The following is a 24,710-nucleotide window of genomic DNA, read 5'->3' as shown; positions in this document are numbered from 1 at the left end:
GCGAGGCTCACATGACAAAACTCGGCATCGGCATCATCGGCTGCGGCAACATCTCGACCTCATACCTGCGACTGGCCCCCCTGTTCAAAGGGCTGGAAGTGCGCGCCGTCGCGGATATCAACATGGCGGCGGCCACCGCCCGGGCGGCGGAATTCAACACCAGGGCGCAGTCCGTGGATGACCTTCTGGCCAACAAGGACATCGACATCGTCATCAACCTGACGATCCCGGACGCCCACTACCCGATCACCAAGCGCATCCTTGAAGCGGGCAAGCATGCCTATTCCGAAAAGCCGCTGGTGCTGACGCTGGAGCAGGGCACCACCCTGCGCGATCTGGCGGCCTCCAAGGGCCTGAAGATCGGCTGCGCGCCCGATACTTTCCTCGGTGGCTCGCACCAGCAGGCGCGCGCTTTGCTGGACGAGGGCAAGATCGGTACCATCACCGCCGCCGCCTGCGCCGTGCAGAACCACGGACCCGAAGGTTGGCACCCCAGCCCCGACTTCTTCTTCTTGCCCGGTGCCGGCCCGATGCTGGACCTTGGCCCCTACTATGTGGCCAACCTGATCAACCTGCTGGGTCCGGTCAAACGTGTCGGCGCGCTGACGTCGTCCTCCACGCCCACCCGCACGATCGGATCCGGCCCCCGCGCCGGGGAGCAGATCCCGGTCAAGACCCCGACCAACATCCACGCCCTGCTGGAGTTTCACAACGGCGCCACCGTCCAACTGTCCACCTCGTGGGATGTCTGGTCGCACCGCCGCGCGCATTTCGAATTCTACGGCACCGAAGGCACGCTTTACGTCCCCGACCCCAATTTCTTCGGCGGCACGGTCGAGATCGCGGGCAAGGACGGCAAGATCAACACGGTCGAGCCGTGGGATCATCCCTTCGGCAAGATCAACCAGCACCACAATGGCCGCGATCTGGCCAACTACCGCACTGCGGGCCTTGCCGACATGGCCGTGGCGCATCTGGAGGGCCGCGAGCATCGCTGCTCGCTGGAGCGCACCTTGCATGGGGTGGAGGTGATGACCGCCTGCATCGCTTCGGGCGCTTCGGGGCAGTTCATCACCCTGACGACAACCTGCACGCGTCCGCAGGCTTTGGGCATCGCCGAAGCGCAGGCGCTGCTGGCCTGACCGCATCGGAGCCACGATTTTTCTACGAAAAATCAGGGCTCTCTCGGCAGGCGGCCCTCGCAAGGGGCCGCCTTGATCTTTCGCAGGACACCCGTTGAGGCAAGGCACCATGATCGAAAATCCCATCCTGCGCGGCTTCAATCCCGACCCGTCCATCTGCCGGGTGGGGGGGGATTATTACATCGCCACCTCGACCTTCGAATGGTACCCGGGCGTGCAGATCCACCATTCGACCGATTTGGTGAACTGGACCCTGGTCAGTCGGCCACTCACCCGGGCCAGCCAGTTGGACATGCGCGGCAACCCAGACAGTTGCGGGGTCTGGGCGCCCTGCCTCTCGCAGGCCGACGGGCGGTTCTGGCTGGTCTATACCGACGTCAAGCGGCTGGATGGCGCCTTCAAGGACGCGCACAACTACGTTGTCACCTGCGAGACCATCGATGGCCCTTGGTCGGATCCGACCTACGTGACCTCCTCGGGGTTCGACCCCTCGCTGTTCCATGACGACGACGGGCGCAAATGGTTCCTCAACATGCGCTGGAACCATCGTGGGCCGGGTACGGGGACCAATCCGGCGAACCACCTGTTTGACGGGATCGAAGTGCAAGAGTGGCACCCCCAGCATGGGCTGATCGGCGCGGTGGCCACCATCTACACCGGCACCGATCTGGGCCTGACCGAGGCGCCGCATCTCTTCAAGCGCAACGGCTGGTATTACCTGACCGTGGCCGAGGGTGGCACCGGCTATGACCATGCCGTCACCATGGCGCGCAGCCGCCACATCTGCGGACCGTTCGAGACGCATCCCGACAAGCACCTTCTGACCACTCGGCTGGCCCCCGAAAGCCCGCTCCAGCGCACCGGGCATGGCCAGTACGTGGAAACCCCGGACGGACAGGCCTACCACACCTTTCTGTGTGGTCGCCCGCTGCCGGGACCGCGTGGCCCGTTCTGCGCCCTGGGGCGCGAGACGGGAATTGCCGCCTGCGAATGGCGTGACGACTGGTTGTACCTCAAAGGGGGCGGGATGGTGCCGCCTCCGACGCTGCCCGCGGCGGCCCTGCGCAAACCTGATCAACCCAGCCATCATCGATTCACCACGACCCTGCCGCCCGAATTCCAATGGCTGCGCACCCCTCAGCCCGACCGGATCTTCACCCTGACCGGCCAATCCCTGCGTCTGATCGGTCGGGAAAGTCTTGGCGCCTGGTTCGAGCAATCCCTCGTGGCGCGGCGCCAGGAGCATCACAACTACACCGCCTCGACCTCGGTGCAGGCTTCAGCCCCCAATTACCAACGCGCGGCGGGTCTGACGACCTATTACAACCGCACCAAATTCCATGCCGCCCTCATCACTCATGACCCGCATCAGGGCCGTGTGCTGCAACTTGTCTCCTGCCTTGGCGATTGGCCGGGGGAGGGGCTGACCTTCCACGGTCTCTTCCCCATCCCCGAGGGTGTCGTCAGGCTGGAGGTCCGGGTCACCGGGGCCAGCCAGCAGTTCTTCGCCTGCCGCCTCGGCGAGCTGCCGAAACCAGTCGGGCCGGTTCTGGATGCCTCCGTCATCTCGGATGAGGGCGGGCGGGGCGAGCATTCCTCTTTCACCGGCGCCTTCGTCGGCATGATCGCCCATGACCTGACCGGTCAGGGTTGGACGGCGGACTTCACCGAATTCAGCTATATCCCGCTCTGACCCTTTCATACTTGCACAAATATCCCGGGGGTGCGGGGGCTGGCCCCCGCTCCGCCATATGACGCCTTGATTGCGGACAAAAGGCGTCATAACCCTGTTTGATCAAACCCGGTTTGCCCATGAACGACACGCGCAAGATCCCGACCCATGAGGTCACCTATGCCCGCCTGCGGGACATGATCCTGTTTGGCCTTCTGGAACCCGGCGCGCCTGTAACCATTCAGGGTCTGATCAACGACCTTGGGGCTGGTATGACCCCGGTGCGCGAGGCGATCCGCCGCCTTGCGGCCGAGGGCGCGCTTCTGCCGCAGGGCAACCGGCGGGTCACCGTGCCGCGCCTGACGCCAGGCCTTCTGGACCAGATCGCCTTCGCCCGCCTGACCATCGAGCCGCGTCTGGCGGAACTCGCCGCTGCCAATCTGACGCCAGCCCTGATCGCCCGGCTGGTCAAGATTGACGCCGAGGTTGATGCCGCGATCAGGGCCGGGGAAATCACGTCCTATCTGGAAAGCAACCACGCCTTCCATTTTGCGCTGTATGAAGCCTCGGATGCCCCGGTGCTGGTCGATATGGCGCGCTCGCTTTGGCTGCGCTTCGGGCCGTCGCTGCGCATTGTCGTGGCCAGGGGGGGGGCCTCCAGCCTGCCGGACCAGCATGAAACCGCGCTGATGGCCATGAAGGCGGGCGATGCGGCGGGGCTGGCGCGGGCCATGCAGCAAGACATCGCCCAAGGGCTTGATCAGGTGCGGCAGGCGTTGGAACGGGGCGAAATCTAAGCCCCGCCGTTTTGCCCGAGTGGATTTGATCAAATTTCTTGAACGGATTTCGATTTGATCATAAACTGATCCCAACAGCGGCGGATTCGCCCGGATTTCAAGGGGTCACCATGAACAAGATCACCAACCACATGCCGACGGCCGAGCTTCAGGCGCTGGACGCGGCCCACCACATGCACCCCTTCACGGACAATTCCGCCCTTGCCAAGAAGGGCGCGCGGATCATGACGGCGGGCAAGGGGGTCTGGCTGACCGACAGCGAAGGTCACCGCATCATCGACGGCATGGCGGGGCTGTGGTGCGTCAACATCGGTTATGGCCGCACCTCGATGGGCGATGTCGCCAAGGCGCAGATGGACCAGCTGGCCTATTACAACACCTTCTTTCAGACCTCACACATCCCCGCCATCGCCCTCGCCGCCAAGATCGCCGAAGTGGCACCCGAAGGCATGAACCATGTCTTCTTCGCAGGCTCAGGCTCCGAGGCGAATGACACCAACATCCGCATGGTCCGCCGCTATTGGGACATCAAGGGCCAGCCGGAAAAGCGCATCATCATCGCGCGCACCAATGGCTATCACGGTTCCACCATGGGCGGCGGGTCCTTGGGCGGCATGTCGGGCATCCATGCCCATGGCGGCAAGATCGCCGGCATCGTCCATATCGGAGAGCCGAACTGGTGGGAGCAGGGCGGCGACATGACGCCGGACGACTTCGGCCTGAAGCGCGCGCGTGAGCTGGAAGAGATGATCCTGCAGCTTGGCGTCGAGAACGTCGCGGCCTTCATCGGTGAGCCGATCCAGGGTGCCGGTGGCGTGATCGTGCCGCCCGACAGCTACTGGCCCGAAATCCAGCGCATCGTCGACAAGTATGGCATTCTGTTGATCGCAGACGAGGTCATCACCGGCTTTGGCCGCACCGGCAACTGGTTCGGGTCACAGACCTTCGGCATCAAGCCGCATATCATGACCATCGCCAAGGGCCTGTCCTCGGGCTACCAGCCGATCGGCGGGTCGATCGTTTGTGATGAAGTGGCCGAGGTCATGGCCTCCAAGGGCGACTTCAACCACGGCTACACCTATTCCGGCCACCCGGTCGCCGCAGCCGTCGCCTTGGAAAACATCCGGATCATGCAGGAAGAGCATATCGTCGAACATGTCCGCGATGTGGCCAACCCCTACCTTGCCCAGAAATGGCAGGCCCTGACCGATCATCCCATGGTGGGTGAGGCCAAGCTGGTCGGCCTGATGGGCTCGCTCGCCCTGACGCCGAACAAGGCCACCCGCGCCAAGTTCGCCTCGGAAACCGGCACGGTCGGCTACCGCTGCCGCGAGCGTTGCTTTGCCAATGACCTGATCATGCGCCACGTCGGCGACCGGATGATCATTTCGCCGCCGCTGATCATCACGCCGGACGAGATCGACATCCTGATCGAGCGCGCCTGGAAGTCGATCGACGAGTGCTATCAGGGCCTTCTGGCCGACGGCCTGTTCAAGTCCGCCTGAAGGCGGCCGGGGACAGATCGCAACATGTCGGCGCCAGACGCTTGTCTGGCGCCGCTTCATTTAAGCAGGCCGCATGATGGCATTTCCCACACTTCGCCTTGCCCGGCCCGCCTTGGCGGCGTTCTTTGCCATGGGCATCCTGTGGGGCAGCTTTGCCGCCGACCTGCCCGACATCAAGACCATGCTGGGCGTCGGCGAAAGCCGGTTGGGGTTCTTGCTGCTGATGACGCCCATTTCCGCGATGCTGGCGATGTTGGCGGCGCCCTGGATCAGTGAAAAGCTGGGAGCTGTCGCTTTGCCCGTGACAACGCTGGTCATGGCACTGGCCTTCGCGCTGCCGGGGCAAGTGACGGTATGGTTCCTGTTTCCGGTCGCGATGCTGGCCTGCGGCTCTGCCACCGGCGCGGTCGATGTGCTGATGAACGCCCGCGTGTCAGCGATGGAGCAGGCACGCGGGCGCCCCCTGATGAACCTGTGCCATGCCGCCTATTCCTTCGGCTACGCCTCGGGCGCGGTTGCCGTCGGGGCCATGCGTTCGGCTGCGGCCAACCCCGGTCAGGTGATGCTGGCTGCGGCGGTTCTGGCGGGCGTGGTGTCCCTGCTGGCCTTTGAGGCCAATGGCCGCATTGACGGCCTGCGCCATCCCGAAGGCGGGACGGGTCCGGGTCTGGGTCTGGTCCCGGTGATCGGTGGCGGCATCGTGCTGATTGCCTTCCTGACCGAGAACGCCGCTGAGAACTGGTCCGCCCTGCACATCGAGCAGACCCTGCACGGCTCGCCCGCACTCGGCTCGGCCGGACCCGCGGTTCTGGCGTTGACCATGGGCACGGCGCGGTTGTTGGGGCAGGGACTGTCGGCGCGGGTCGGGGCGGTCAAGCTGTTGCTGGGCGGGTCTGCGGTTTCGGCCGTGGGGGCCTTGATGGTGGCCGGAGCGTTCAATCCGCTATGGGCCTATGCCGGTTTCATCGTGATGGGGATCGGGTCTTCGGTGATCTCGCCCACTGCCTTCACGCTTGTCGGCGCCACGGCAGCACCTGCAGCGCGGGCCCGCGCGGTCGCCCGCGCCACCTTGCTGGGCTATGCCGGCTACTTCGTGGGCCCGCCCAGCCTTGGCATCATCGCCGGCAGCTTTGGCCTGCGCGCGGCCTTTGTCTTTGCCGCCGCCATGCTGGCCTTTGTCTGGCTTCTGGCGCCGCTCTTGTCCCGGCTCAGCCCAAGCCGTTCCGCCTGAAGAAATCCGCCGTGGCATCCAGCAGGCGGTCCAGCATCTTCGGGCCGGTGGTGGCGTTGAACGAGTGGTCCATCTCCTCCAGCCAGCTTTCCTGACTGGCCTTGTGGGCTGCCAGAAATGCCGCGGCGGCATGGGGCAGAACGGCTTCGTCCTGCCAGCCATGGGCCACAAACAGCGGGCCGTCGTAGGCCGCAATCTCTGCCGGCGGGTTCATCGTCATCATGCCGTCGAAGTAGCCCTGTTTCAGGGCAATATCCTTCCAGGGCAACTGGATGGGCAAAGCCACATCGCCCGTCTTCAGCCCCGCCGCCACCACGGCAGCCCCCATGGTTCCGCCAAGGCTTTCCCTTGGGTCAGCCACAGCCGCCCACAGGGCGGTCGCCACGGGAAGGTTCGTCCGCCCGGCCACCGCCGCCGCCACCAGCCCGCCCTGGCTCCACCCCAGCACGCCGATCCGGTCGCCCCGAACCCGAGGCTCGCGGCGCAGCACCTGCAGTGCGGCCAACCCATCGGCAATCTGGCCCTCATAGGTCGTGTTGCTGAAATCGCCCTCGCTGTCGCCGCTGCCGCGACAGTCGATCCGCAAAGAGGCAAGCCCCTGCTGCGCAAGCCGCCGGGCCGAACGCGAGAAGACCCCTTCGCCAACGCCCGCCACCGGCATCTCGTCCCGTGTGCCGGTGAAGCCATGCAGCATCAGCACCACCGGGGCAGGGCCCCCTTGCGGCAGGCACAGGGTGCCGACCACGCGCTGACCCAGGACGTCGAAATAGACCAGCGTCTCGATCATTCCCAACGCCCTTCGAAACCTTCCGGCACCAGAACATGCTCACGCCCGAACTCTCGGGCCTTTTGCACGCCGCACAGTGCCATGGTGATGTCCATTTCCTTCTGGATCACCTCCAGCGCCTTGGTGACACCCGCCTGACCCATCGCGCCAAGCCCATAAAGGTAGCTGCGCCCGATGAAGGTGGATTTCGCCCCCATGGCCACGGCTTTCAGCACGTCCTGACCGGAGCGGATACCGCCGTCGAGGTAAACCTCCATCTGGTCGCCGACGGCCTTCACCACCTGCGGCAGGCTGCGGATGGTGGACAAGGCACCATCCAGTTGCCGCCCGCCGTGGTTGGACACCAGAATGGCATCCGCCCCGCAGTCGCGCGCAAGCCGCGCATCCTCGGCATCCAGAATGCCCTTCAGGATCAGTTTGCCGCCCCATTTGTCGCGCAATTTCCGCACCTTGCCCCAGTCGAGCAGCGGGTCGAAGTTGGCGTTGGACCAGGTGTTGAGGTCTTGCAGACTGACCACGCCCTTGGCATGGCCCACCACGTTGCGAAACGTCCGCCGCTTGGTCTGCGCCATGGCCAAGGACCAACCGGGATGCATCGCCATGTCGAGGATGTTTTTCGGCGTCATCTTCGGCGGGGCGGTCAAGCCGTTCTTGATGTCCTTGTGGCGCTGGCCCAGAATTTGCAGATCCAGTGTCAGGACAAGCGCATCGCACTTTGCCTTGCGGGCGCGCTCGATCAGGCCATCGACGAAATCCTCGTCCTGCATGACGTAAAGCTGGAACCAGAAGGGGGCTTTGGTGTGTTCGGCAATGTCTTCGATCGAGCAGATCGAGAAGGTCGACAAAGTGAAGGGCACGCCAAACGCCTCGGCGGCCTTGGCCGCCTTGATCTCGCCATCCGCCGATTGCATGCCGCACGAGCCGACGGGCGACAATGCCACGGGCATCGCCACCTTGCGGCCCATCATCGTGGTTTCGGTCGTCCGCCCCGTCAAGTCCCGCGCGACACGCTGACGCAAGCGGATCTTGCTGAAATCGCTGCAGTTCTCGACAAAGGTCTGCTCGGTGTACGATCCGCTTTCGCAGTAGTCCCAGAACATTTTCGGCACTTTGCGGCGGTGCATCTGCCGCAGGTCTTCGATGCAGGTGATGATGGGCATGAGGTCAGGCCTTCTCGGCAAGGTGGGCAAAGCGGGTATCGGGCACCACCCAGTACAACGCCACAAAGCCGATGAACAGCAACGCCGCCACCGGCAGATACAGTGACAGGGGCAGGGCCACCACATAGGCCGCAAGGGAAATCTTCTCTTTGGCGCCATTGTTGAGGGCGCGGGCAAAGGTGCTGTCCTTGCCGTGCTGGCTGACCAGCGCCACCACCAGAAGCCCGTAAGAGATGGCGCACATCAATAGGTCTGCCGTGTAAAGAAAGACGGTCACCCCGGCAAAGTCGTTCTCGCCGATCAATTCGGTGACGAAAGGCATCAGGGACAGCCAGAACAGCAGATGCAGATTGGCCCACAGCACCCAACCGCCGATGTGGTGAACGGCGTGGAACATGTGGTGATGGTTGACCCAGTAGATACCGACATTGGCGAAGGACAGGATATAGCACAGGAAAATCGGCACCAGCGGCTGAAAATCCGCCCAGCTTGCGCCATGCGGCACTTTCAGTTCCAGAACCATGATGGTGATGATGATGGCGATGACACCATCCGAAAAGGCCTCGATCCGTCCCTTGGTCATTCTACCCCCCCCTGTGCGCGACGGGCAGTCTGCAGGCTCAGAGGCGGTTAATCAAGCCGCTCGACCCGGCCGATCAGGGCTGCTTGTCCGTGGCGCAGACCTGCGGCATCGGTGACGGTCCACAGGATCGTGTCGGCAATGCGGAACCGCCGCCCGGTGGCCGAGATGCGGATGCCTTGGTAATTCTCCACCCAACCCCGTGCCGCAGCCTCGGCCAGATAGCGGCTGCGATCGGTTTGAATGGCAGGATCATCCTGCGCCGACAGGCGTGAGGGCAGTTTGGTAAAGCCGTCCCACTCCATCTCCCACAGGGCCAGAGCGGCGGCGTTGCCATAGCGGAAAATCGGATCAGCCTCGGTCCCATGCGAGACAAGAGGTTGCGGCAGGGTCCAGACATCGGTCAGGATGCGGCCGGTCAGGCGCTGAAAACTTTCCGCCAGAACAAGGCTGTAGGCGGTATCGTGCATCAGGCCTTGTGGGCCCCGGCCGCAAGACTGGCCACGAAGGACAGCACCTCGGACACCGGTCGCCCCTCGCCGATCTGCTTGACGATGGCAGAGCCCACCACGGCGCCGTCGGCAACGGCGGCGATGGCCTCGGCCGCTTCGGGGGTGGTGATGCCAAAGCCCACGATGATCGGCAAATCGGTTTGCGATTTGATACGCGCGACCTCGGGGGCGACATCCGACGCTTCGGCGGCAGCAGCCCCGGTGATGCCGGTGATCGAGACGTAATAGACAAAGCCCGAGGTGTTCTGCAGCACTTTGGGCAGGCGCTTGTTGTCCGTGGTGGGGGTGGCCAGCCGGATGAAGTTCAGGCCGGCTTTCTGGGCCGGAATGCACAGTTCTTCATCTTCTTCCGGCGGCAGGTCGACAATGATCAACCCGTCGATGCCAACCTCGTTCGCCTCGGCCAGAAAACGGTCGACGCCGCGCGCGTAGATCGGGTTGTAGTAGCCCATCAGCACGATCGGCGTCGTGGCATCGCCGGCACGGAAATCGCGCACCATTTGCAGGGTCTTGTCGACCGTCATGCCGGCTTCCAGCGCCCGTTGCCCCGCCAGTTGGATCGTCGGGCCATCGGCCATCGGGTCCGTGAAGGGCAAGCCCAGTTCGATGATGTCGACACCGGCGCCCGGCAGGCCCTTCATCACGGCCAGCGACGTCGCCACATCCGGATCGCCAGCCATGACATAGGCCACGAAGGCCTTGCGGCCGGAAGCCTTCAGCCGCGCGAAAGTGTCATCGATTCGGGTCATGTCAGCGATCTCTGCAAAGAATGTACGCCTGCCGATTTGCACTTGGGCGGCGGGAAAATCAATGGCTGTCTGGGGATACAAATCTTCTGCGAAGATTTTGGGCCCGGTGCTGCCGGCCTCAGGCCATGGCCGAGATGATCCAGTGGGTGCCGAACCGGTCTTGCACCATGCCAAAGCCGGGGGAGAAGAAGGTGGGTTTGAACGCCTCGATCACCGTGCCGCCCTGTGCCAGACCGTCAAACCACGCCTGCGCCGTTGCGACATCGGCCGCGCTTTGCATGACGGAAAAGCCTTTCTGCGGCTCTCCGGCCATGCCCGGGGGGTAGTCGGAGGCCATCAGGGTGCCGTCGCCCAACCGCAGTTGTGCGTGCATCACGCGGGTGCTGCCCTGCCACGCCTCGGGCACCGGGGGGCCTTGGGTGTAGAGCATGATCTGCAGGTCCGTGCCGCCGAACAGGGCGGCGTAGGCGGTCATCGCCTCGGCGCATTGGCCTTGAAAATGGATATAGGGATGCGTTGGCATTGCGGCCTCCATCGGTTTTGGCCAGTTTAGCGGTCGATCCGCCCGGCGCACAGGGTCTTTTCGCGCGCAAAAACCTGCGGGCCTTGGCCTTCTGGCGCGCGTGCGCCCTTGACCGGACCGCGCGGCGCACCTATGCCGCGTGGGTCAGAAGCGGAGGGTGTCATGGGTTTCAAAATGGGTATCGTGGGTTTGCCGAATGTCGGGAAATCTACCCTTTTCAATGCTTTGACCCGAACCGCTGCCGCGCAGGCCGCCAACTTCCCGTTTTGCACGATTGAACCCAACGTGGGTGAAGTCGCTGTGCCGGATGCGCGGCTGGACAAATTGGCCTCGATTGCCGGATCAAAGCAGATCATTCCGACGCGGATGACCTTTGTCGACATCGCCGGTCTGGTGCGCGGCGCTTCAAAAGGCGAGGGTTTGGGCAACCAGTTTCTGGCCAACATCCGCGAATGTGACGCCGTGGCCCATGTGCTGCGCTGTTTTGAAGATGGCGACATCACCCATGTCGAGGGCCGGATCGACCCGGTCGCCGACGCCGAAACCATTGAAACCGAACTGATGCTGGCCGATCTTGAGTCGGTCGAGCGGCGTCGGGCCGGGCTTGCGCGCAAGATCAAGGGCGGCGACAAGGACCTGCAGGATCAAGACCGCCTGCTGGCCATGGCGCAGGTTGCGCTGGAGGCGGGCAAGCCCGCGCGCACCGTTCAAGTGGCCGAGGATGACAAGCGCGCTTGGCGTCTGTTGCAGCTTTTGACTGCAAAACCAGTGCTTTACGTTTGCAATGTTGAAGAGTCTTGTGCCGCCAAGGGCAACAGCCAGTCCGACCGCGTGGCCGCGATGGCACGGGCGCAGGGCGCGGGCTCGGTGGTGATTTCGGCCCGGATCGAGGAAGAAATCAGCCAGCTGCCCGCCGACGAGGCCGCGATGTTCCTTGAGGAAATGGGTCTGCACGAGGCCGGTCTGGACCGGCTGATCCGCGCGGGCTACGAACTGCTGGGTCTGCAGACCTATTTCACCGTCGGGCCGAAAGAGGCGCGGGCCTGGACGATCCTGAAGGGCACTTTGGCTCCGCAGGCGGCGGGTGTCATTCATGGCGACTTCGAAAAGGGTTTCATCCGGTCCGAAACCATCGCCTTTGATGACTATGTCGCGGGCAATGGCGAGGCGGGGGCCAAGGAAGCGGGCAAATTCCGGGTCGAGGGCAAGACTTATGAGGTCAAGGACGGGGATGTGCTGCACTTCCTGTTCAACGCCTGACCGGACGCTGCCCTGATGTGACAAGCCCTTGAGAACGCCGCATTAATCTGCGGCGTTTTGCCTTTGGCGGCCGGCATGGCCGCGTCAGGTCCGCGTCGGGTTTGCGTCGTTTTTGCGTAGTTACGCGCGGCGGGGTTTTGCCCTGTTAACCTTATTGTCAGATTCGCCTGCCGGTTGAGCAAGATTGTGCAACAACATGGATCAGTTTGCCTTGGCGCTTGCGTGCGCCCCTCAGGTGGTGGCACTCTTTTCCACATTGAGGTGGAGGTTGAGATGGAACTGTTCAAAGGTCAGCTTTGCGAGGTCATTGCATTGGAATCCGGCCTGACCCTGGACGAGATTCTGGCGGCGGAGGGGCTGATGTCGACCGGCATTCTGGACAGTTTCGCCCTTGTTGCGCTGATCAGCATGGTGGAAAGCCATCTGGGCTGCGAAATCCCGCCCGCAGACCTGACCTTCGCCAATTTCGACTCGGTCGCGGCGATTTGCGCCTTTGTCGAGCGTGCCGATGCGGCCTGAGGCGGACAGCGGGGTGACGGTGGGTCGGCGGGCAGGGCTGGGTAGGGTCACGCCGGCTGCGGCAGAGGTGGGGGAGATTGCGCTGGCGGCGCGCGCGGTGCTGCGGCTGCTGCGCGAGGCCGGTCAGGAGGCGATGCTGGAGCGTCGGTTGCACCGCTATTCCAACGAATTCGCGCCGCAGGAACTGGCCGAGGTGTACGGGCGGATCGCCGCCGAGCTGGACGGCGAGGCCCGGCTGCGCGTGGCGCGGTTGGCGCCCTATTGGACCAAGCTGCGCAGCAAGGGCGGTGCTGTCTATCGGCGCGAGGTGCTGGCGCCGGGCGTGGTCTTGTACCGGTCAGCCCAGCAGGCGGCCGAGCGTGGGGCGCTGGTGTGTTTCACCTCGATCCGGGCGCGGATGTTTTTGCCCAATGTGCGGTTTCTGGACATGCTGGGGCACCGGGCGCTGGATGTGGTGATGCTGGCAACGCCGAACGGCACCTTCGGCAGGTGGTCCTTGGCGGGCGGGCGGACGTTTTATGAGTCGCTGATGCAGGTGCTGCGGATTCTTGCGGCGCAGGGTATCGTGCCGCGCACCTATATGGGGGCCAGTTCCGGTGGGGCGCCGGCGATTCAGGCGGCCCTGCTGGCGGGCGATGCGCCGGCGGTGACGATGGGCTGCCGGTTCTTCACGCCGGGGCGGGGCATTGCGCTGCGGCGGGCGGGCATTGCCTTTGACCCGATGTGTGGCTGTCTTGCCGGGGCGCCGCCGGCGGTTCACAATATCTATGCCAAGTTGCAGCCCTTTGATGCGGAGCAGAACGCCCGGCTGTGCGCCCTGCTGCCCACCGCGCGGGGCTATGCCATCCCCAAGGACACCCGCCACAATCCGGTGGCCAGCCTGACCGGCATGGGCCTGTTGAGCCGCACGATGGAAACCATCGCCGACAGCGCCTTCGGGCAGGCGGTGAGCTTTGATTTCATAGGTCCGGCATGACCGAGGCACCGCAGACCGCCGCGTTCCGAAGCGCTGAGGGTACCGCGCTGGACCTTGCCGGGCGGCCTGATCTGTTGGCGGCGATCGAGACGCCGGCCTATGTCTATGACCTGACCGTGGTGGCGGCGCGGCAGGCGGCGCTGGCGGCGGCCTTGCCGGGCTGTGGCATCCGCTATGCGGTGAAGGCCAACCCGCATCCGGCGGTGCTGGCGCGGATGATCGGGGCGGGGGCGCTGATCGACGCCTCCTCGATCGGCGAGGTGCGGCGGGCCCTGGCGGCGGGGGCCCGGGCGGCGGACATCAGCTTTACCGGGCCTGCCAAGCGCCGGGCCGAGATTGACGAGGCGGTGGCGCGCGGGATTGGCCATGTTGTGGTGGAAAGCCTGCATCAGGCGCAGATGACCTCGGCCGCGGCGGTGGCGCGGGGTGGGGTGCAGAAGGTCTTGGCGCGGATCAGCCCGGCCACCAGTCCCAAGGGATTTGGCGCGCGGATGACCGGGCAGGCGACGCAGTTCGGCATTGACGAGGAAGGCGCGGCTGAGGTTCTGGCCGCGGTGCGCGCCTTGCCGGGGATCGTCTTGGTGGGGCTGCATTTCTATGCCGGGTCGAACGCGCTGGATGCGGGGGCGATTGCGGCGAATGTCGAGATCTGTGTGGCTTTGGCGCTGCGGCTTGGGCCGGGGGAGCGGGTGATCTTCGGCTCGGGCTTTGGCGTGCCCTATCATGAGGGGCAGGTGGCGCTGGATCTGGCCGAGGTGGCGGGCCTTGTGCGGGCGGCTTTGGCGCCCTTGGCCGGGGTTGCGGTGGATATCGAGCTGGGCCGCTGGCTGGTGGCGCCGGCAGGCCAGCTTCTGGCGCAGGTGGTGGCGCGCAAGGAGGGGCGTGGGGCGGTGATCGTGATGCTGGACGCGGGGTTCAACGCGCATATGGCGGCCTGCGGCCTGATGGGATCGGTCGTCAAGCGGGCCTGGCCGATGCGCAACCTGACCTCGGACGGGCCGCTGGAGCGGGTGACGGTGGCGGGGCCCTTGTGCACCTCGATCGACCTGATGGCGCGGGATGTGGTTTTGGCGCAGGTGCGGTTGGGCGATGTGCTGGCGGTGGGGCTGTCGGGGGCCTATGGGGCCACGGCCTCTCCGGCGGGGTTCATCTCGCATCCGGTGGTGCGGGAATATGTCTGGGATGGGCTGGCGTTGCGGGACGCCACCCCGGAGGCGGCTGCGGCCGCGGCGCTGGGTGCGGAGCGGTTGGCATGACGCGGTTTGGTGTGATCCTGGCCTTTCCCCGCTCGGGTGGGACGCTGCTGCGGCGGTTGCTGGATCAGCATCCCGAGGTGTCCTGCCCGGCGGAGCCGTGGTTGACCACGGCCTGCGCAAGGTTTCTGGCCGAAAGCCCGAGCGAGACGGTGCCGATTGGCGTGCGCAGCGGGCTTGGCTTTGCCGGGATCCCGGAGGCCGATGTCTATGCGGCGCTGCGCGGGGTTCTGTTCGGCTTTCACGCAAGGATGGCGGCGGGCAAGCCGGTCTGGGTGGAGAAGTCGGGTTTCGATCTGTTCCATCTGGAGGCCTTGTCGGATCTGCTGGCGGGGCATGCGAAATTCATCGGGCTGGTGCGGCATCCGCTGGACGTGATCGCCAGCAACCTGGATCTGGCGCAGAAGATGGGGCGGTTTCTGCCCGAACTGCAGCCTTGGCTTGCCCGCTATCCCGCCCCGGTCGAGGCGCTGGCCTCGGCCTGGGCCGAGCGGGTGACGGCGTTGCTGGACATGGTGGAGGGCAATCCGGCGGCGTGCCTGATCCGCTATGAGGATCTGGTGGCGGACCCGGTGACGGTGATGGGGCGGGTGTGCGATCATCTGGGCGTGGCGCGGCGTTCGGCGGGCGATTGGCTGGCGGCCGTGGCGGCCCCGGGGCGGGTGGGTCTGGGCGACTGGAAGGCCGCGGGCGAGGCGGGGTTTTCAACGGCTTCGGTCGGGCGCTGGCAGAAGGCGATGTCGCGGCGGGCGGCGGGCGGGTTGATGGGGCATCTGCAGGCCCCGATGGAGCGTCTGGGCTATGTGGCGCTGGCCGTGCCGCGCAAACCGACCCGGGACGAGGCGTTGCGGCAGTTCAGCGCGGCGGCGCGGCTGGCCGCGGCTGTGCCACGTCCGCAGGACAAGGGCTAGGTAGGGTGGGGCTTTGGCCCCACCTTCCGGGCGGATGGGACAGCCGGGTGTGGCATCCCGGCAAGGTGGGGTGAACCCCACCCTACAGGAGCAAAGGGAGCGATCATGAGCGGTTGGCAGGCATTTGAGGCGGTGGTTGCGGCACGCGGCGCGCTGCCGGCGGTCTTGATCGGCGACCGCGAGGTCCGCTTTGCCCAGTTGCACGATCTGTGTCTGCGGATGGCCGGGGGACTGCAGCGGGCCGGCGTCCGGCCGGGTGATCGGGTGGTGGTGCATCTGGCCAACGGGGTTGCGGCGGCGGCGCTGCCCTTGGCGCTCTGGGCGCTGGGGGCCGTGCCGGTCTTGGCGCCGGCCGAAGTGGCGGTGGAGGGCGTGGCCGAGCGGGTGCGGGCAGCGCTGGTGGTCAGCGACCGGCTGACCGACTGCGCGGCCGCCCCGGTCTGCGCCCCGTCGGTGCTGGAGGCCGCGCCACGGCTGCGCGCGGTGCCGGCCTTGGGCGAGGGCGCGGGGCTGGGGTCGATCGTCTTCACCTCAGGCTCCACCGGGCGGCCCAAGGGGGTGATGCAGCGGCAATCGACCTTGCTGGACGGGGTGGACCGGGTCGCGGCTGCGGTGGGGTTTGGCGCGGCGGATCGGCTGTTGTGCGCGGTGCCCTTTGCGCATGACTATGGCTGGGGCCAGCTTCTGGCGATGTACCGGCTGGGGCTGACGCTGGTCTTGGCGCCGCCCGGTCTGGCGGGTCTGCCCGAGGCGGTGGAGCGTCATCGCCCCACGGTTTTCGGCGGGGTGCCTTCGGTTTATGCCGGGTTGACGCGGGGGGTGTCTGACATCGGCCGGCGCGACCGGGCCTCGGTCCGGCTGGTGATGAGCACGGGGGCGGTGATGCCCGAGCGGGTCTGGCAGGACCTTGCCGCCCTGTTCCCCGGCGCGCGGCGCTGTCTGAACTATGGCCTGACCGAGACCTTCCGCTCGGCCACGCTGCGCGCCGGGGACGAGGCCTTGGCGCCGGGCGTGGTGGGCAGCGCCCTGCCGGGGTCGGATCTGTGCGTGGTGGATGAGGCCGGGCGTGTGCTGCCGCCGGGCGATTGGGGTGAGGTGGTGCATCGCGGGGCCGGTGTCTTCGAGGGGTATTGGGAGGACCCCGAGCAGACCGCCCGCCGCCGCAAGCCCGATCCGGTGACCGGGCGGGGTTTTGCCGTCTTCACCGGCGACCGGGGCCGGCTGGATGCGGCGGGTCGGCTGACGATTGGCGACCGGATCGACCGGATGGTCAAGGTGATGGGGCTTGCCGCCTCGCCGGCGGCGATCGAGGCCTTGTTGCGCACGGTGCCGGGGGTGGAGGCGGCGGCGGTGGTGACGCGGCCGCATCAGATCATGGGGGCGGAGCTGGTGGCGGTGCTGGTCCCCGATCCCTTGGCCGGGGCGGGGGTGAAGGCGGCGGCGCAGCGCGCTTCGGCCGCCCTGGCGCCGCATGAACGCCCGCGCAGCTGGCTGGAGCGCGAGGCTTTGCCGCTGACCGCCTCTGGCAAGGTGGATCTGGTGCGGCTGAAGGCCGAGGTGCAGGTGGCGTGAGGGGCAGATTGCGGGTGCATGGCCCGTGTTGCTTGGGGGCCCGTGCTGCTGGGGGGCGGTGCTGCTGGGGGGCGGTGCTGCCGGGGGCCCGCGCTGCTGGACTTGAGCGCGGAGGGGCGGTCCGCCGATGCCCGGCTTAACGGGCGGCTTTTTCGGCGATACCCGAGGTGCCCTCGCGCCGGGTCAGTTCGGCTTCGACGTCGGCCAGCGTCACGTCGCGGGCGGCGAGCATCACCAGAAGATGGTAGAGCACATCCGCCGCCTCGGCCGTCAGCTTGGCGCGGTCACCCTTGACGGCTTCGATGATCGCCTCGACCGCCTCTTCGCCGAACTTCTCGGCGCATTTCTCGGGGCCTTTGGCGAGGAGTTTGGCGGTCCAGGAGGTTTCGGGATCGGCGCCTTTGCGGGCCTGGATGGTGGCGGCGAGGCGGTTCAGGGCGCTTTCGGGGGCGGTCATGACAGCCTCATCGGGATGCCGGCGGCGGCCATGTGGGCCTTCGCCTCGGCGATGGTGAAGGTGCCGAAGTGGAAGATGCTGGCGGCCAGAACCGCAGAGGCGCCGCCGATGGTGACGCCCTCCACCAGATGGTCCAGCGTGCCGACGCCGCCGCTGGCGATCACCGGAATCGAGACGGCATCGACGATGGCGCGGGTCAGGGGCAGGTTGTAGCCGCCCTTGGTGCCGTCGCGGTCCATCGAGGTCAGCAGGATTTCGCCAGCGCCCTTGGCGGCCACGGTGCGGGCGAAGTCCACCGCGTCGATGCCGGTGGATTTGCGGCCGCCGTGGGTGAAGATCTCCCACTTTCCGGGGGCGACGGTCTTGGCGTCGATGGCCACGACGATGCATTGGGAGCCGAAACGGTCCGCCGCCTCGGCCACCACATTGGGGTCGGCCACGGCGGCGGAGTTGAAGGAGACCTTGTCGGCCCCGGCGAGCAAGAGGGCGCGGACGTCGTGGTGGGTTCTGACACCGCCGCCGACGGTGAGCGGCATGAAGCACTGCTCGGCGGTGCGGGTCACCAGATCAAACATCGTGCCACGGTTTTCATGGGTGGCGTGGATGTCGAGAAAGCACAGCTCATCCGCGCCAGCCGCGTCATAGGCGCGCGCGGCCTCTACCGGATCACCGGCGTCAATCAGGTTGACGAAGTTGACACCCTTGACCACACGGCCATCGGCGACATCAAGGCAGGGGATGAGGCGGGTTTTCAGCATGAGGAGGGTTTAGCGCCTGTGGCGGGCGGGGGGAAGGGGGATGGCGTCACGCCTTTGCCCTGCGACGTGCCACCGTTTCAAGGACGACTGCGACACAGAGCAGATGAGGCCAGCCGAAGGAGAGCAATCCGATCCAGCCCATGCGGTCATTCAGCCTGTCCGATTCCGGTCGCGGGATCAGCGTGCATTTGTAGGCCCAGTCGATGTCGTCGATGTCAAGTTGCTCAAGGCTCTGGCAGTCGCCCGCCCGAAAGATGAGAGAAGCTTGAAAAGCGGCTGCGGTCATCAGGAGGATCAGGCACAGCGCCACCAGCGTAAACCTGCTCAGGGGAAGCCAGCGGGATTTGGTGATGAAGCCGCGCGGGATGGCAAGGCTCGCGAGCGCTGTTGCGGCGATCTGGACCGACGCAGGGATCATGCCGAAAATAGCAACAAACAATAAGACCTCGAACTGCCACGGACTCCCTTAAGAGACTCTGCCCCAAAGGCTCCAGCCGAAGAGATCGAAGAGGCTGAAATTGTCCATCGGCTGCCCTAACCCAATGAACCCAGGCTAGGGCCGTGCGGTGTTCTTGACAAGCGGTTGGGTAGGCGGAGGAAAACCTACCCTTTTAGCGCCCTCAGCGCTTCCGCCAGATCAATCGCCCCATCATACAGCGCCCGGCCCGAGATTGCCCCGGCAATGGTGCCGGTGTCGCGCAGGGCAATCAGGTCCGCCATCCGGCTGACGCCACCGGAGGCGATGACGGGGATGGTGACGGCGCGGGAGAGGGCTTCGGTCGCCTCGATGTTGGGGCCTTGCATGGCGCCGTCGCGGTCGATGTCGGTGTAGATGATCGCGGCGACGCCGGCGTCTTCAAAGCTGCGGGCGAGGTCGGTGGCTTGGATCGTGGTCTCGGTGGCCCAGCCTTTGGTGGCGACGAAGCCTTTGCGGGCGTCGATGCCGACGGCGATTTGGCCCGGGAAGGCCTTGGCGGCTTGGCGGACCAGATCGGGGTTCTCAACGGCGACGGTGCCGAGGATGACGCGGGCGAGGCCTTTCTTCAGCCACATCTCGATGGTGGCCATGTCGCGGATGCCGCCGCCCAGTTGGGCTGGGACTTTGACCGCAGATAGGATGGCTTCCACAGCGGCGGCGTTGACCGGGGTTCCGGCGAAGGCGCCGTTGAGGTCGACGAGGTGGAGCCACGCGCAGCCGGCGGCTGCGAATTTGGCGGCTTGGGCTGCGGGATCGTCGCCGAAGACGGTGGCGGCGGACATCTCGCCGCGCAGGAGGCGGACGCATTGGCCGTCCTTGAGGTCGATGGCGGGGTAGAGGATCATGACGGGCCTCGCGGTGCGGGATGGCGCCTCTTAGGCGCAAGGCGCGGGCGGGGCAAGACGGGGCTTTGCTGCGGCGCGGTCGGGAAAGGGCTTTACAGGCGGGACGGGCCTGGGGCACACCTTTGTGCAGGCGGATGTTCCGCGACAAATCCTTTTTGAGCGGAGACATTGAGATGGTCTTGCAGGTCGTGACTTTGACCAAGTTGGTCGCAGCGGATCTTGGCACCATAGACGATTTGCTTGTCGGGGGCAGTGGGATCATCGCGGTGGACAGCGGCAATGCGGTTGCGGCCCTTGGTGGGGAACACTGGGTCCGTATTGCGGGGACGGTGGCTGACAGCGACTTGTCCGGCGGGAATGGCGTGCAGTTCAGCGCCGCTTTGCCAACGGATTCGCTCAACAGGGTTCTGGTGACAGCAACTGGGGTCATCTCTGCGGCCGGTGAGGCCATCAATCTTTTGACCGCGAGGTCGACCGTGACGAATTATGGCCTGCTGGACGGCACTGTGGGCGTCCGCTTCGGCGCGGATGTCGGGTCGGGCTCTGTTCTGCACAACCATGGGACGATCAACGGCGAGGACTATGGCGTCATCAGCATCTTGAGCGAGGCGCTGACGATCCTGAACACCGGCACGATCGAGGGCGGTACGGCCAGCGTCGCGGGGTCAAGCGGAGATGACACGCTGCGCAACCTTGGGCACCTATACGGGGCTGTGACGCTGGGTGAGGGCAAAGACACCTATGACGGGCGCGGCGGCACGATTGAAGGCGCGATCTATGGCGGGGATGGCAATGACACCTTCCGGCTGGGCGCGGGGATTGAGACCGTGGACGGCGGGGCGGGGATCGACACGCTGGATTTCCGCACGGGCGGCGCCATTCACGTGGCGCTGGATGGCAGTTTTGCCAACACCGGGGCGGCGGCGGATGATGACTACAGCAATATCGAGAACATCATCGGCTCGCGGTTCGGGGCGGACAGTCTGGCGGGGGATGGTGGGGCGAACCTGCTGCAGGGTCTGGGTGGCAATGACACGCTGTCGGGCGGCACGGGCAATGACACGCTGACGGGCGGCCTTGGCGCCGACAAGCTGACGGGCGGGTTCGGGAATGATCAGTTCCTGTTCAACGCGGCGGGCGAGGGCGGCGACAAGATCACGGATTTTGGCGCGACCCTGCGGGACAATGACAGCATTGCGATCTCGGCGGCGGGCTTTGGCGCGGGGCTGGTGGCGGGTCTGCTGTCTGCGGCGCAATTTCAGGCGAGGTCGGACAACGTGGCGCAGGATGCCGATGACCGCTTCATCTTCGACACGGTCCATCATCAACTGTGGTTTGACGCCAATGGCAGTGGCTTGGGCGGGCAGGCGCTTTTGGCCACCCTGCAGGCCGGGGCCGTCCTGACGGCGTCGGATATCCTGATCTTCTGATTTCGACCAGAGGCGCCCTTGGCCCGATGGCGCCTTCTGCCTGTGTCGGGCGCTGCTTACGGAGCCCAGCGCAGAAAGTTGCCGATCAGGCGCAGGCCGGCGGTCTGGCTTTTCTCGGGGTGGAACTGGGTGCCGATGATGGTGTCGCGTCCGACGATGGCGGTGACGGCCCCGGCATAGTCGACATGGGCCAGACGCTGCGCCGGATCGGTGACGCGGAAGTGGTAGGAGTGGACGAAATAGGCGTGATCGCCGGTCTTGATCCCCTCCAGCACGGGGTGGGGCCCCGAACTTTGCGCGTCGATCACCAGATCGTTCCAGCCCATGTGCGGCACTTTCAGGTGGGGGTCGCCCGGTTTTGCCATGGCGGGGGTGATCTTGACGACCTCTCCGGGAATCCAGCCGAAGCCTGCCACATCCTCGTATTCGCGGCCCCAGGAGGCCAGCATCTGCATTCCGACGCAGATGCCAAGGAAGGGGCGGGCCTTGTGGGTGACGGCCTCTTCGATGGCCTCGAACAGGCCGCCGTAGCTGCCCAAAGCGCGGCGGCAGGCCGGAAAGGCACCGTCGCCGGGCAGCACGATCCGGTCGGCGCGGGCGACGTCTTCGGGGCGGGAGGACACGAGGATCTCGCCCGAGCCGGTTTCGACGGCCATCCGCTGGAAGGCCTTCTCGGCCGAATGCAGGTTGCCGGAGTCGTAATCAACCAGAACCGTCAGGCTCATAGCGCGCCCTTGGTGGAGGGCAGGGCGTCGTTCCGGGGGTCTTTCTCCACCGCCATGCGCAGGGATTTGGCGACGGATTTGAAGGCCGCCTCGGCGATGTGGTGGGAGTTGAAGCCGTGGCGCTTGTCGATGTGCAGGGTGATGCCGCCATGGGTGGCCAGGGCCTGGAAGAATTCGCGCACCAGTTCGGTATCAAACGTGCCGATCTTGGGCGTCTGGAAATCAAGGTTGCAGATCAGGTAGGGACGTGCGGACAGGTCCAGCGCGCAGGCGATCTGGGCGTCATCCATGGCAAGGGCAAAGTGGCCATAGCGGCGGATGCCCTTCTTGTCGCCCACCGCCTTGGCGATGGCCTGACCGAGGGCTATCCCCACATCCTCCACCGTGTGGTGGTCGTCGATGTGCAGATCCCCCTTGGCCGACACGGTCATGTCGATCAGCGAATGCCTGGCCAACTGGTCGAGCATGTGGTCGAAAAAGCCCACCCCGGTGGAGATCGTGGCCTTGCCGGTGCCATCCAGATCGACCCGGACGGAAATCTCGGTCTCGGAAGTCTTGCGGGTGATTGTGGCGTCGCGCATCGGGGCCTCCATCGGTTTGTTGCCTTATAGGCGGGCAGGGGGCTGGATTGAAGGCCCGGATTGGGGTCAAGTGGCGGCAAAGAGGAGAATGCGATGCCCTTTCCCGACCTGATGCCCGACGTGGTGGCCGATTACCGCAGCACAGCCGTGGCGCCGCCGGACTTCGATGCCTTTTGGGCAGAAACCCTGCAGGAGACCCGCGCCCATCCGCTGGATGCAAGGTTCGATGCGTTCGATGCGGGGCTGCCGCTGTTTGACACCTATGACGTGACCTTCAACGGCTATGGCGGCCATCCGGTGCGCGGCTGGTTCATCACGCCGAAGGGCGGGGCGCGCAGTTGCGTGGTCAAGTTCATCGGCTATGGCGGCGGGCGCAGCTTTGCGCATGAACACCTGTTCTGGCCCGCCACCGGACGCGCCGTGCTGGTGATGGACACGCGGGGCCAAGGCTCTGGCTGGGCGCATGGGGTCACGCCGGACCCGGTGGGGTCGGACCCGGCACAATCGGGCTTCATGACCAAGGGCATCCAGCGGCGCGAGGATTACTTCTACCGCCGGGTTTACTCGGATGCGGTGCGGGCGGTGGAGGCGGCGAAGGCTTTCCCCGGCATCGACCCCGCGCGGATCGCGGTGACCGGCGGCAGTCAAGGCGGCGGGATCAGCCTTGCGGTGGCGGGACTGGTGCCGGGCCTTGCGGCCGTGATGCCCGATGTGCCGTACCTGTGCGACTTCGCCCGCTCGGTCATTGTGGCAACCCGCGACCCCTATCTGGAAATCGCGCGCTACCTGTCGGTGCACCGTTGGGCCGAGGCGCAGGTCTTTGCCACGCTGAACCATTTCGACGGCATCCATTTCGCCGCCCGGGCCACGGCGCCTGCACTGTTCTCAGTCGGCCTGATGGACACGGTCTGCCCACCCTCGACGGTCTATGCCGCCTTCAATGCCTATGGCGGGGAAAAGGCGATGGAGCGCTATACCTTCAACGACCACGAAGGCGGTGGCCCCTTCCAGATCGAGCGCCAGGGCGCCTGGCTGGCCCGCATGCTGCCGGCCTGAGCCAAAGGAGCGGCGCAAGGGCGCCGCACGCCTTTGAGGTCGCCTGCGCGGGCAAGAGGCCCGCTTGCCTCCGGCGGGGATATTTGGGCCAAGGTGAAAGGTACAGGGAGCTTTCTTGCATTTGCTCCTTGCACAAATACTCCCCCCGGAGGGACTTCGCCCGAGCCGGTTGGCGGCACGCCAGAGGCGAGATAAAAGCAATGCGCGGCACGCGCGCCTTATGTCAACGGTTGAGCCAGCCGAGCGGGTGGGCGGAAAAGCCGTGGCAGGCGGAGCCGTCGGGGAAATCTATGGCCCAGTTTTCCCAGGTGGTGGGTGCGCCCGCATGGACCCAGCGGCCCCAGCGAGCCTTGATGACGGCGCGGATGGCGTCGGTCTGGCCGAGGTGGTCGAGCGCCTGGAAGATGTAGTGATGCATGAAGGGGCTGGCGAGGACCAGTTTGCCGGGGGGGGCGGTGTCGTCGAGGTCGAGGGAGCGAGCCACGATCTGCTGGCACAGGGCCTCGGCCTCGGTGCCGGTGGCGGTGTCGGTGAGGATCAGGAGGGCGAGCGAGAGTTGACTGGCGGGGGGGCCTTCGGGGACCTCGTGCCATTCCCTGTCGTGGAATTTGGAGCGGATGGCGTCGCGGAGCGTCTCCGCCTGTTGGCGGGTGTGCGGGCTGGCGGTGAGGCGGGCGGCCAGTTGCAGGGTGTTGAGGTAGCGCAGGTTGTAGGTGAGGTTCGGCTCGGCCCGAGGGGCTTGGGACCAGTCGAGGAAGAGGCGGCGACCCGGTTCGGACTTGATGAGGCCGTTGCGGCCAACGTCGGCGTGGAGGCGTGAGAGCAGCTTTTCCAGCGTGGCGCGGTGGTGGGCGATCATTTGCGGGGCGTCAGTAACACCGGGATGGCGGGCGTAGAGGTCGAGGAGTTCGATCCAGGAGAAGGTGTAGTCGGTGACCACATAGGCCGGCACGTCGCCGGGCAGGACGGAAGGCAGGATGCCGTCGGGAGCGGCGCCTTGAGCGGCCATGGTGATCGCCAAGGCGAGGGGGCGGGGGTCGTGGGAGATGGCTTGGAAGGCGAAGGCCTCGGCCACGACGTCGCCCAGCCATTGGGAGCTTTCGCGCCAGATGCTGTCGACGAATCCGTCTTGCAGGCAGGACAGGATCGTCGTGCGGCACATCTGGTTGACGGCGTCGAGGCTGGCGTCGTTTTGCGGTTTGAGGGGGCGTTCCTGCAGCGGATAGCGGGT

26 protein-coding genes are annotated in these 24,710 nt (G+C 65.8%); 13 read left to right on the top strand and 13 right to left on the bottom strand.

Annotation, left to right across the window (positions count from 1 at the left end):
- Positions 1–11: 11 nt before the first annotated feature.
- From AC1Y2B_RS07060 to AC1Y2B_RS07040, 5 genes are all read left to right on the top strand, one after another.
- Positions 12–1,142 carry a Gfo/Idh/MocA family protein gene (locus AC1Y2B_RS07060; RefSeq protein WP_482252365.1) on the top strand — a complete coding sequence of 377 codons (1,131 nt, stop codon included), beginning with the start codon at positions 12–14 and terminating at the stop codon, positions 1,140–1,142.
- Positions 1,143–1,251: 109 nt separating this feature from the next.
- Positions 1,252–2,835: a glycoside hydrolase family 43 protein gene (locus tag AC1Y2B_RS07055; RefSeq protein ID WP_482252364.1), complete on the top strand. Its 1,584-nt coding sequence runs from the start codon at positions 1,252–1,254 to the stop codon at positions 2,833–2,835.
- A 119-nt stretch (positions 2,836–2,954) separates the two neighbouring features.
- Entirely contained in the window at positions 2,955–3,611 is a 657-nt protein-coding gene (locus AC1Y2B_RS07050) for a GntR family transcriptional regulator (protein WP_482252363.1), read from the top strand.
- Between the two features lie 110 nt (positions 3,612–3,721).
- Positions 3,722–5,116, top strand: coding sequence for an aspartate aminotransferase family protein (locus tag AC1Y2B_RS07045; RefSeq protein ID WP_482252362.1), 1,395 nt, complete (start codon positions 3,722–3,724; stop codon positions 5,114–5,116).
- Positions 5,117–5,189: 73 nt separating this feature from the next.
- Positions 5,190–6,347 (top strand): MFS transporter, encoded by a 1,158-nt coding sequence (locus tag AC1Y2B_RS07040; protein WP_482252361.1) that lies wholly within the window; start codon positions 5,190–5,192, stop codon positions 6,345–6,347.
- Here AC1Y2B_RS07040 and AC1Y2B_RS07035 read toward each other — a convergent pair.
- The 6 genes from AC1Y2B_RS07035 to AC1Y2B_RS07010 all read right to left on the bottom strand — a co-directional run bounded on the left by AC1Y2B_RS07035 (position 6,325) and on the right by AC1Y2B_RS07010 (position 10,658).
- Positions 6,325–7,134: an alpha/beta hydrolase family protein gene (locus AC1Y2B_RS07035; RefSeq protein WP_482252360.1), complete on the bottom strand. Its 810-nt coding sequence runs from the start codon at positions 7,132–7,134 to the stop codon at positions 6,325–6,327. The genes AC1Y2B_RS07040 and AC1Y2B_RS07035 overlap by 23 nt on opposite strands.
- Positions 7,131–8,294, bottom strand: coding sequence for an alpha-hydroxy acid oxidase (locus AC1Y2B_RS07030; RefSeq protein WP_482252359.1), 1,164 nt, complete (start codon positions 8,292–8,294; stop codon positions 7,131–7,133). Before AC1Y2B_RS07030 ends, AC1Y2B_RS07035 begins: the two co-directional genes overlap by 4 nt.
- A 4-nt stretch (positions 8,295–8,298) precedes the next feature.
- Positions 8,299–8,877: a TMEM175 family protein gene (locus AC1Y2B_RS07025; protein ID WP_482252358.1), complete on the bottom strand. Its 579-nt coding sequence runs from the start codon at positions 8,875–8,877 to the stop codon at positions 8,299–8,301.
- 47 nt (positions 8,878–8,924) lie between these two features.
- Entirely contained in the window at positions 8,925–9,344 is a 420-nt protein-coding gene (locus tag AC1Y2B_RS07020) for an MEKHLA domain-containing protein (protein ID WP_482252357.1), read from the bottom strand.
- Entirely contained in the window at positions 9,344–10,135 is a 792-nt protein-coding gene (gene trpA / locus AC1Y2B_RS07015) for a tryptophan synthase subunit alpha (protein ID WP_482252356.1), read from the bottom strand. The genes AC1Y2B_RS07020 and trpA overlap by 1 nt, the downstream gene beginning before the upstream one ends.
- 118 nt (positions 10,136–10,253) lie before the next feature.
- A complete protein-coding gene (locus AC1Y2B_RS07010) occupies positions 10,254–10,658 on the bottom strand; it encodes a VOC family protein (protein WP_482252355.1) in 405 nt (134 codons plus the stop codon).
- A 162-nt stretch (positions 10,659–10,820) separates the two neighbouring features.
- Here AC1Y2B_RS07010 and ychF point away from each other — a divergent pair, with 162 nt between their 5' ends.
- The 6 genes from ychF (at position 10,821) to AC1Y2B_RS06980 (ending at position 17,149) form a co-directional block, all read left to right on the top strand.
- Positions 10,821–11,918: a redox-regulated ATPase YchF gene (gene ychF, locus AC1Y2B_RS07005; RefSeq protein WP_482252354.1), complete on the top strand. Its 1,098-nt coding sequence runs from the start codon at positions 10,821–10,823 to the stop codon at positions 11,916–11,918.
- A gap of 273 nt (positions 11,919–12,191) precedes the next feature.
- The gene (locus tag AC1Y2B_RS07000) at positions 12,192–12,437 is read left to right on the top strand and encodes an acyl carrier protein (RefSeq protein WP_482252353.1); all 246 of its coding nucleotides are present in this window, start codon (positions 12,192–12,194) and stop codon (positions 12,435–12,437) included.
- Positions 12,427–13,413: a hypothetical protein gene (locus tag AC1Y2B_RS06995; RefSeq protein WP_482252352.1), complete on the top strand. Its 987-nt coding sequence runs from the start codon at positions 12,427–12,429 to the stop codon at positions 13,411–13,413. Before AC1Y2B_RS07000 ends, AC1Y2B_RS06995 begins: the two co-directional genes overlap by 11 nt.
- Positions 13,410–14,669, top strand: coding sequence for a type III PLP-dependent enzyme domain-containing protein (locus AC1Y2B_RS06990; protein WP_482252351.1), 1,260 nt, complete (start codon positions 13,410–13,412; stop codon positions 14,667–14,669). Before AC1Y2B_RS06995 ends, AC1Y2B_RS06990 begins: the two co-directional genes overlap by 4 nt.
- The gene (locus AC1Y2B_RS06985) at positions 14,666–15,577 is read left to right on the top strand and encodes a sulfotransferase family protein (RefSeq protein WP_482252350.1); all 912 of its coding nucleotides are present in this window, start codon (positions 14,666–14,668) and stop codon (positions 15,575–15,577) included. Before AC1Y2B_RS06990 ends, AC1Y2B_RS06985 begins: the two co-directional genes overlap by 4 nt.
- A gap of 105 nt (positions 15,578–15,682) precedes the next feature.
- Positions 15,683–17,149 carry a class I adenylate-forming enzyme family protein gene (locus AC1Y2B_RS06980; protein ID WP_482252349.1) on the top strand — a complete coding sequence of 489 codons (1,467 nt, stop codon included), beginning with the start codon at positions 15,683–15,685 and terminating at the stop codon, positions 17,147–17,149.
- Positions 17,150–17,285: 136 nt separating this feature from the next.
- Here AC1Y2B_RS06980 and AC1Y2B_RS06975 read toward each other — a convergent pair whose 3' ends face one another.
- The 4 genes from AC1Y2B_RS06975 to hisA all read right to left on the bottom strand — a co-directional run bounded on the left by AC1Y2B_RS06975 (position 17,286) and on the right by hisA (position 19,687).
- The gene (locus AC1Y2B_RS06975) at positions 17,286–17,606 is read right to left on the bottom strand and encodes a phosphoribosyl-ATP diphosphatase (protein WP_482252348.1); all 321 of its coding nucleotides are present in this window, start codon (positions 17,604–17,606) and stop codon (positions 17,286–17,288) included.
- Entirely contained in the window at positions 17,603–18,364 is a 762-nt protein-coding gene (gene hisF / locus AC1Y2B_RS06970; protein WP_482252347.1) for an imidazole glycerol phosphate synthase subunit HisF, read from the bottom strand. Before hisF ends, AC1Y2B_RS06975 begins: the two co-directional genes overlap by 4 nt.
- A gap of 46 nt (positions 18,365–18,410) precedes the next feature.
- The gene (locus AC1Y2B_RS06965; protein WP_482252346.1) at positions 18,411–18,803 is read right to left on the bottom strand and encodes a hypothetical protein; all 393 of its coding nucleotides are present in this window, start codon (positions 18,801–18,803) and stop codon (positions 18,411–18,413) included.
- 164 nt (positions 18,804–18,967) lie between these two features.
- Positions 18,968–19,687 (bottom strand): 1-(5-phosphoribosyl)-5-[(5-phosphoribosylamino)methylideneamino]imidazole-4-carboxamide isomerase, encoded by a 720-nt coding sequence (hisA, locus tag AC1Y2B_RS06960; protein ID WP_482252345.1) that lies wholly within the window; start codon positions 19,685–19,687, stop codon positions 18,968–18,970.
- Between the two features lie 173 nt (positions 19,688–19,860).
- Between hisA and AC1Y2B_RS06955 the strand changes: the two genes are divergently transcribed.
- Positions 19,861–21,117 (top strand): calcium-binding protein, encoded by a 1,257-nt coding sequence (locus tag AC1Y2B_RS06955; protein WP_482252344.1) that lies wholly within the window; start codon positions 19,861–19,863, stop codon positions 21,115–21,117.
- Positions 21,118–21,173: 56 nt separating this feature from the next.
- Here AC1Y2B_RS06955 and hisH read toward each other — a convergent pair whose 3' ends face one another.
- Entirely contained in the window at positions 21,174–21,842 is a 669-nt protein-coding gene (hisH, locus tag AC1Y2B_RS06950; RefSeq protein WP_482252343.1) for an imidazole glycerol phosphate synthase subunit HisH, read from the bottom strand.
- Positions 21,839–22,423, bottom strand: a complete 585-nt coding sequence (gene hisB, locus AC1Y2B_RS06945) for an imidazoleglycerol-phosphate dehydratase HisB (RefSeq protein ID WP_482252342.1) — start codon at positions 22,421–22,423, stop codon at positions 21,839–21,841. Before hisB ends, hisH begins: the two co-directional genes overlap by 4 nt.
- A gap of 93 nt (positions 22,424–22,516) precedes the next feature.
- Between hisB and AC1Y2B_RS06940 the strand changes: the two genes are divergently transcribed.
- Positions 22,517–23,479 carry an acetylxylan esterase gene (locus AC1Y2B_RS06940; RefSeq protein WP_482252341.1) on the top strand — a complete coding sequence of 321 codons (963 nt, stop codon included), beginning with the start codon at positions 22,517–22,519 and terminating at the stop codon, positions 23,477–23,479.
- Between the two features lie 223 nt (positions 23,480–23,702).
- On the opposite strand, the gene AC1Y2B_RS06935 is transcribed toward AC1Y2B_RS06940, so the two are convergent.
- Positions 23,703–24,710, bottom strand: a 1,008-nt coding sequence (locus AC1Y2B_RS06935; protein ID WP_482252340.1) for an alpha-L-rhamnosidase-related protein, incomplete at its 5' end; no start/stop codon positions are given.

Source organism: Stagnihabitans sp. (assembly GCF_964946895.1).
This window is presented reverse-complemented; position numbering and strand designations above follow the sequence as displayed.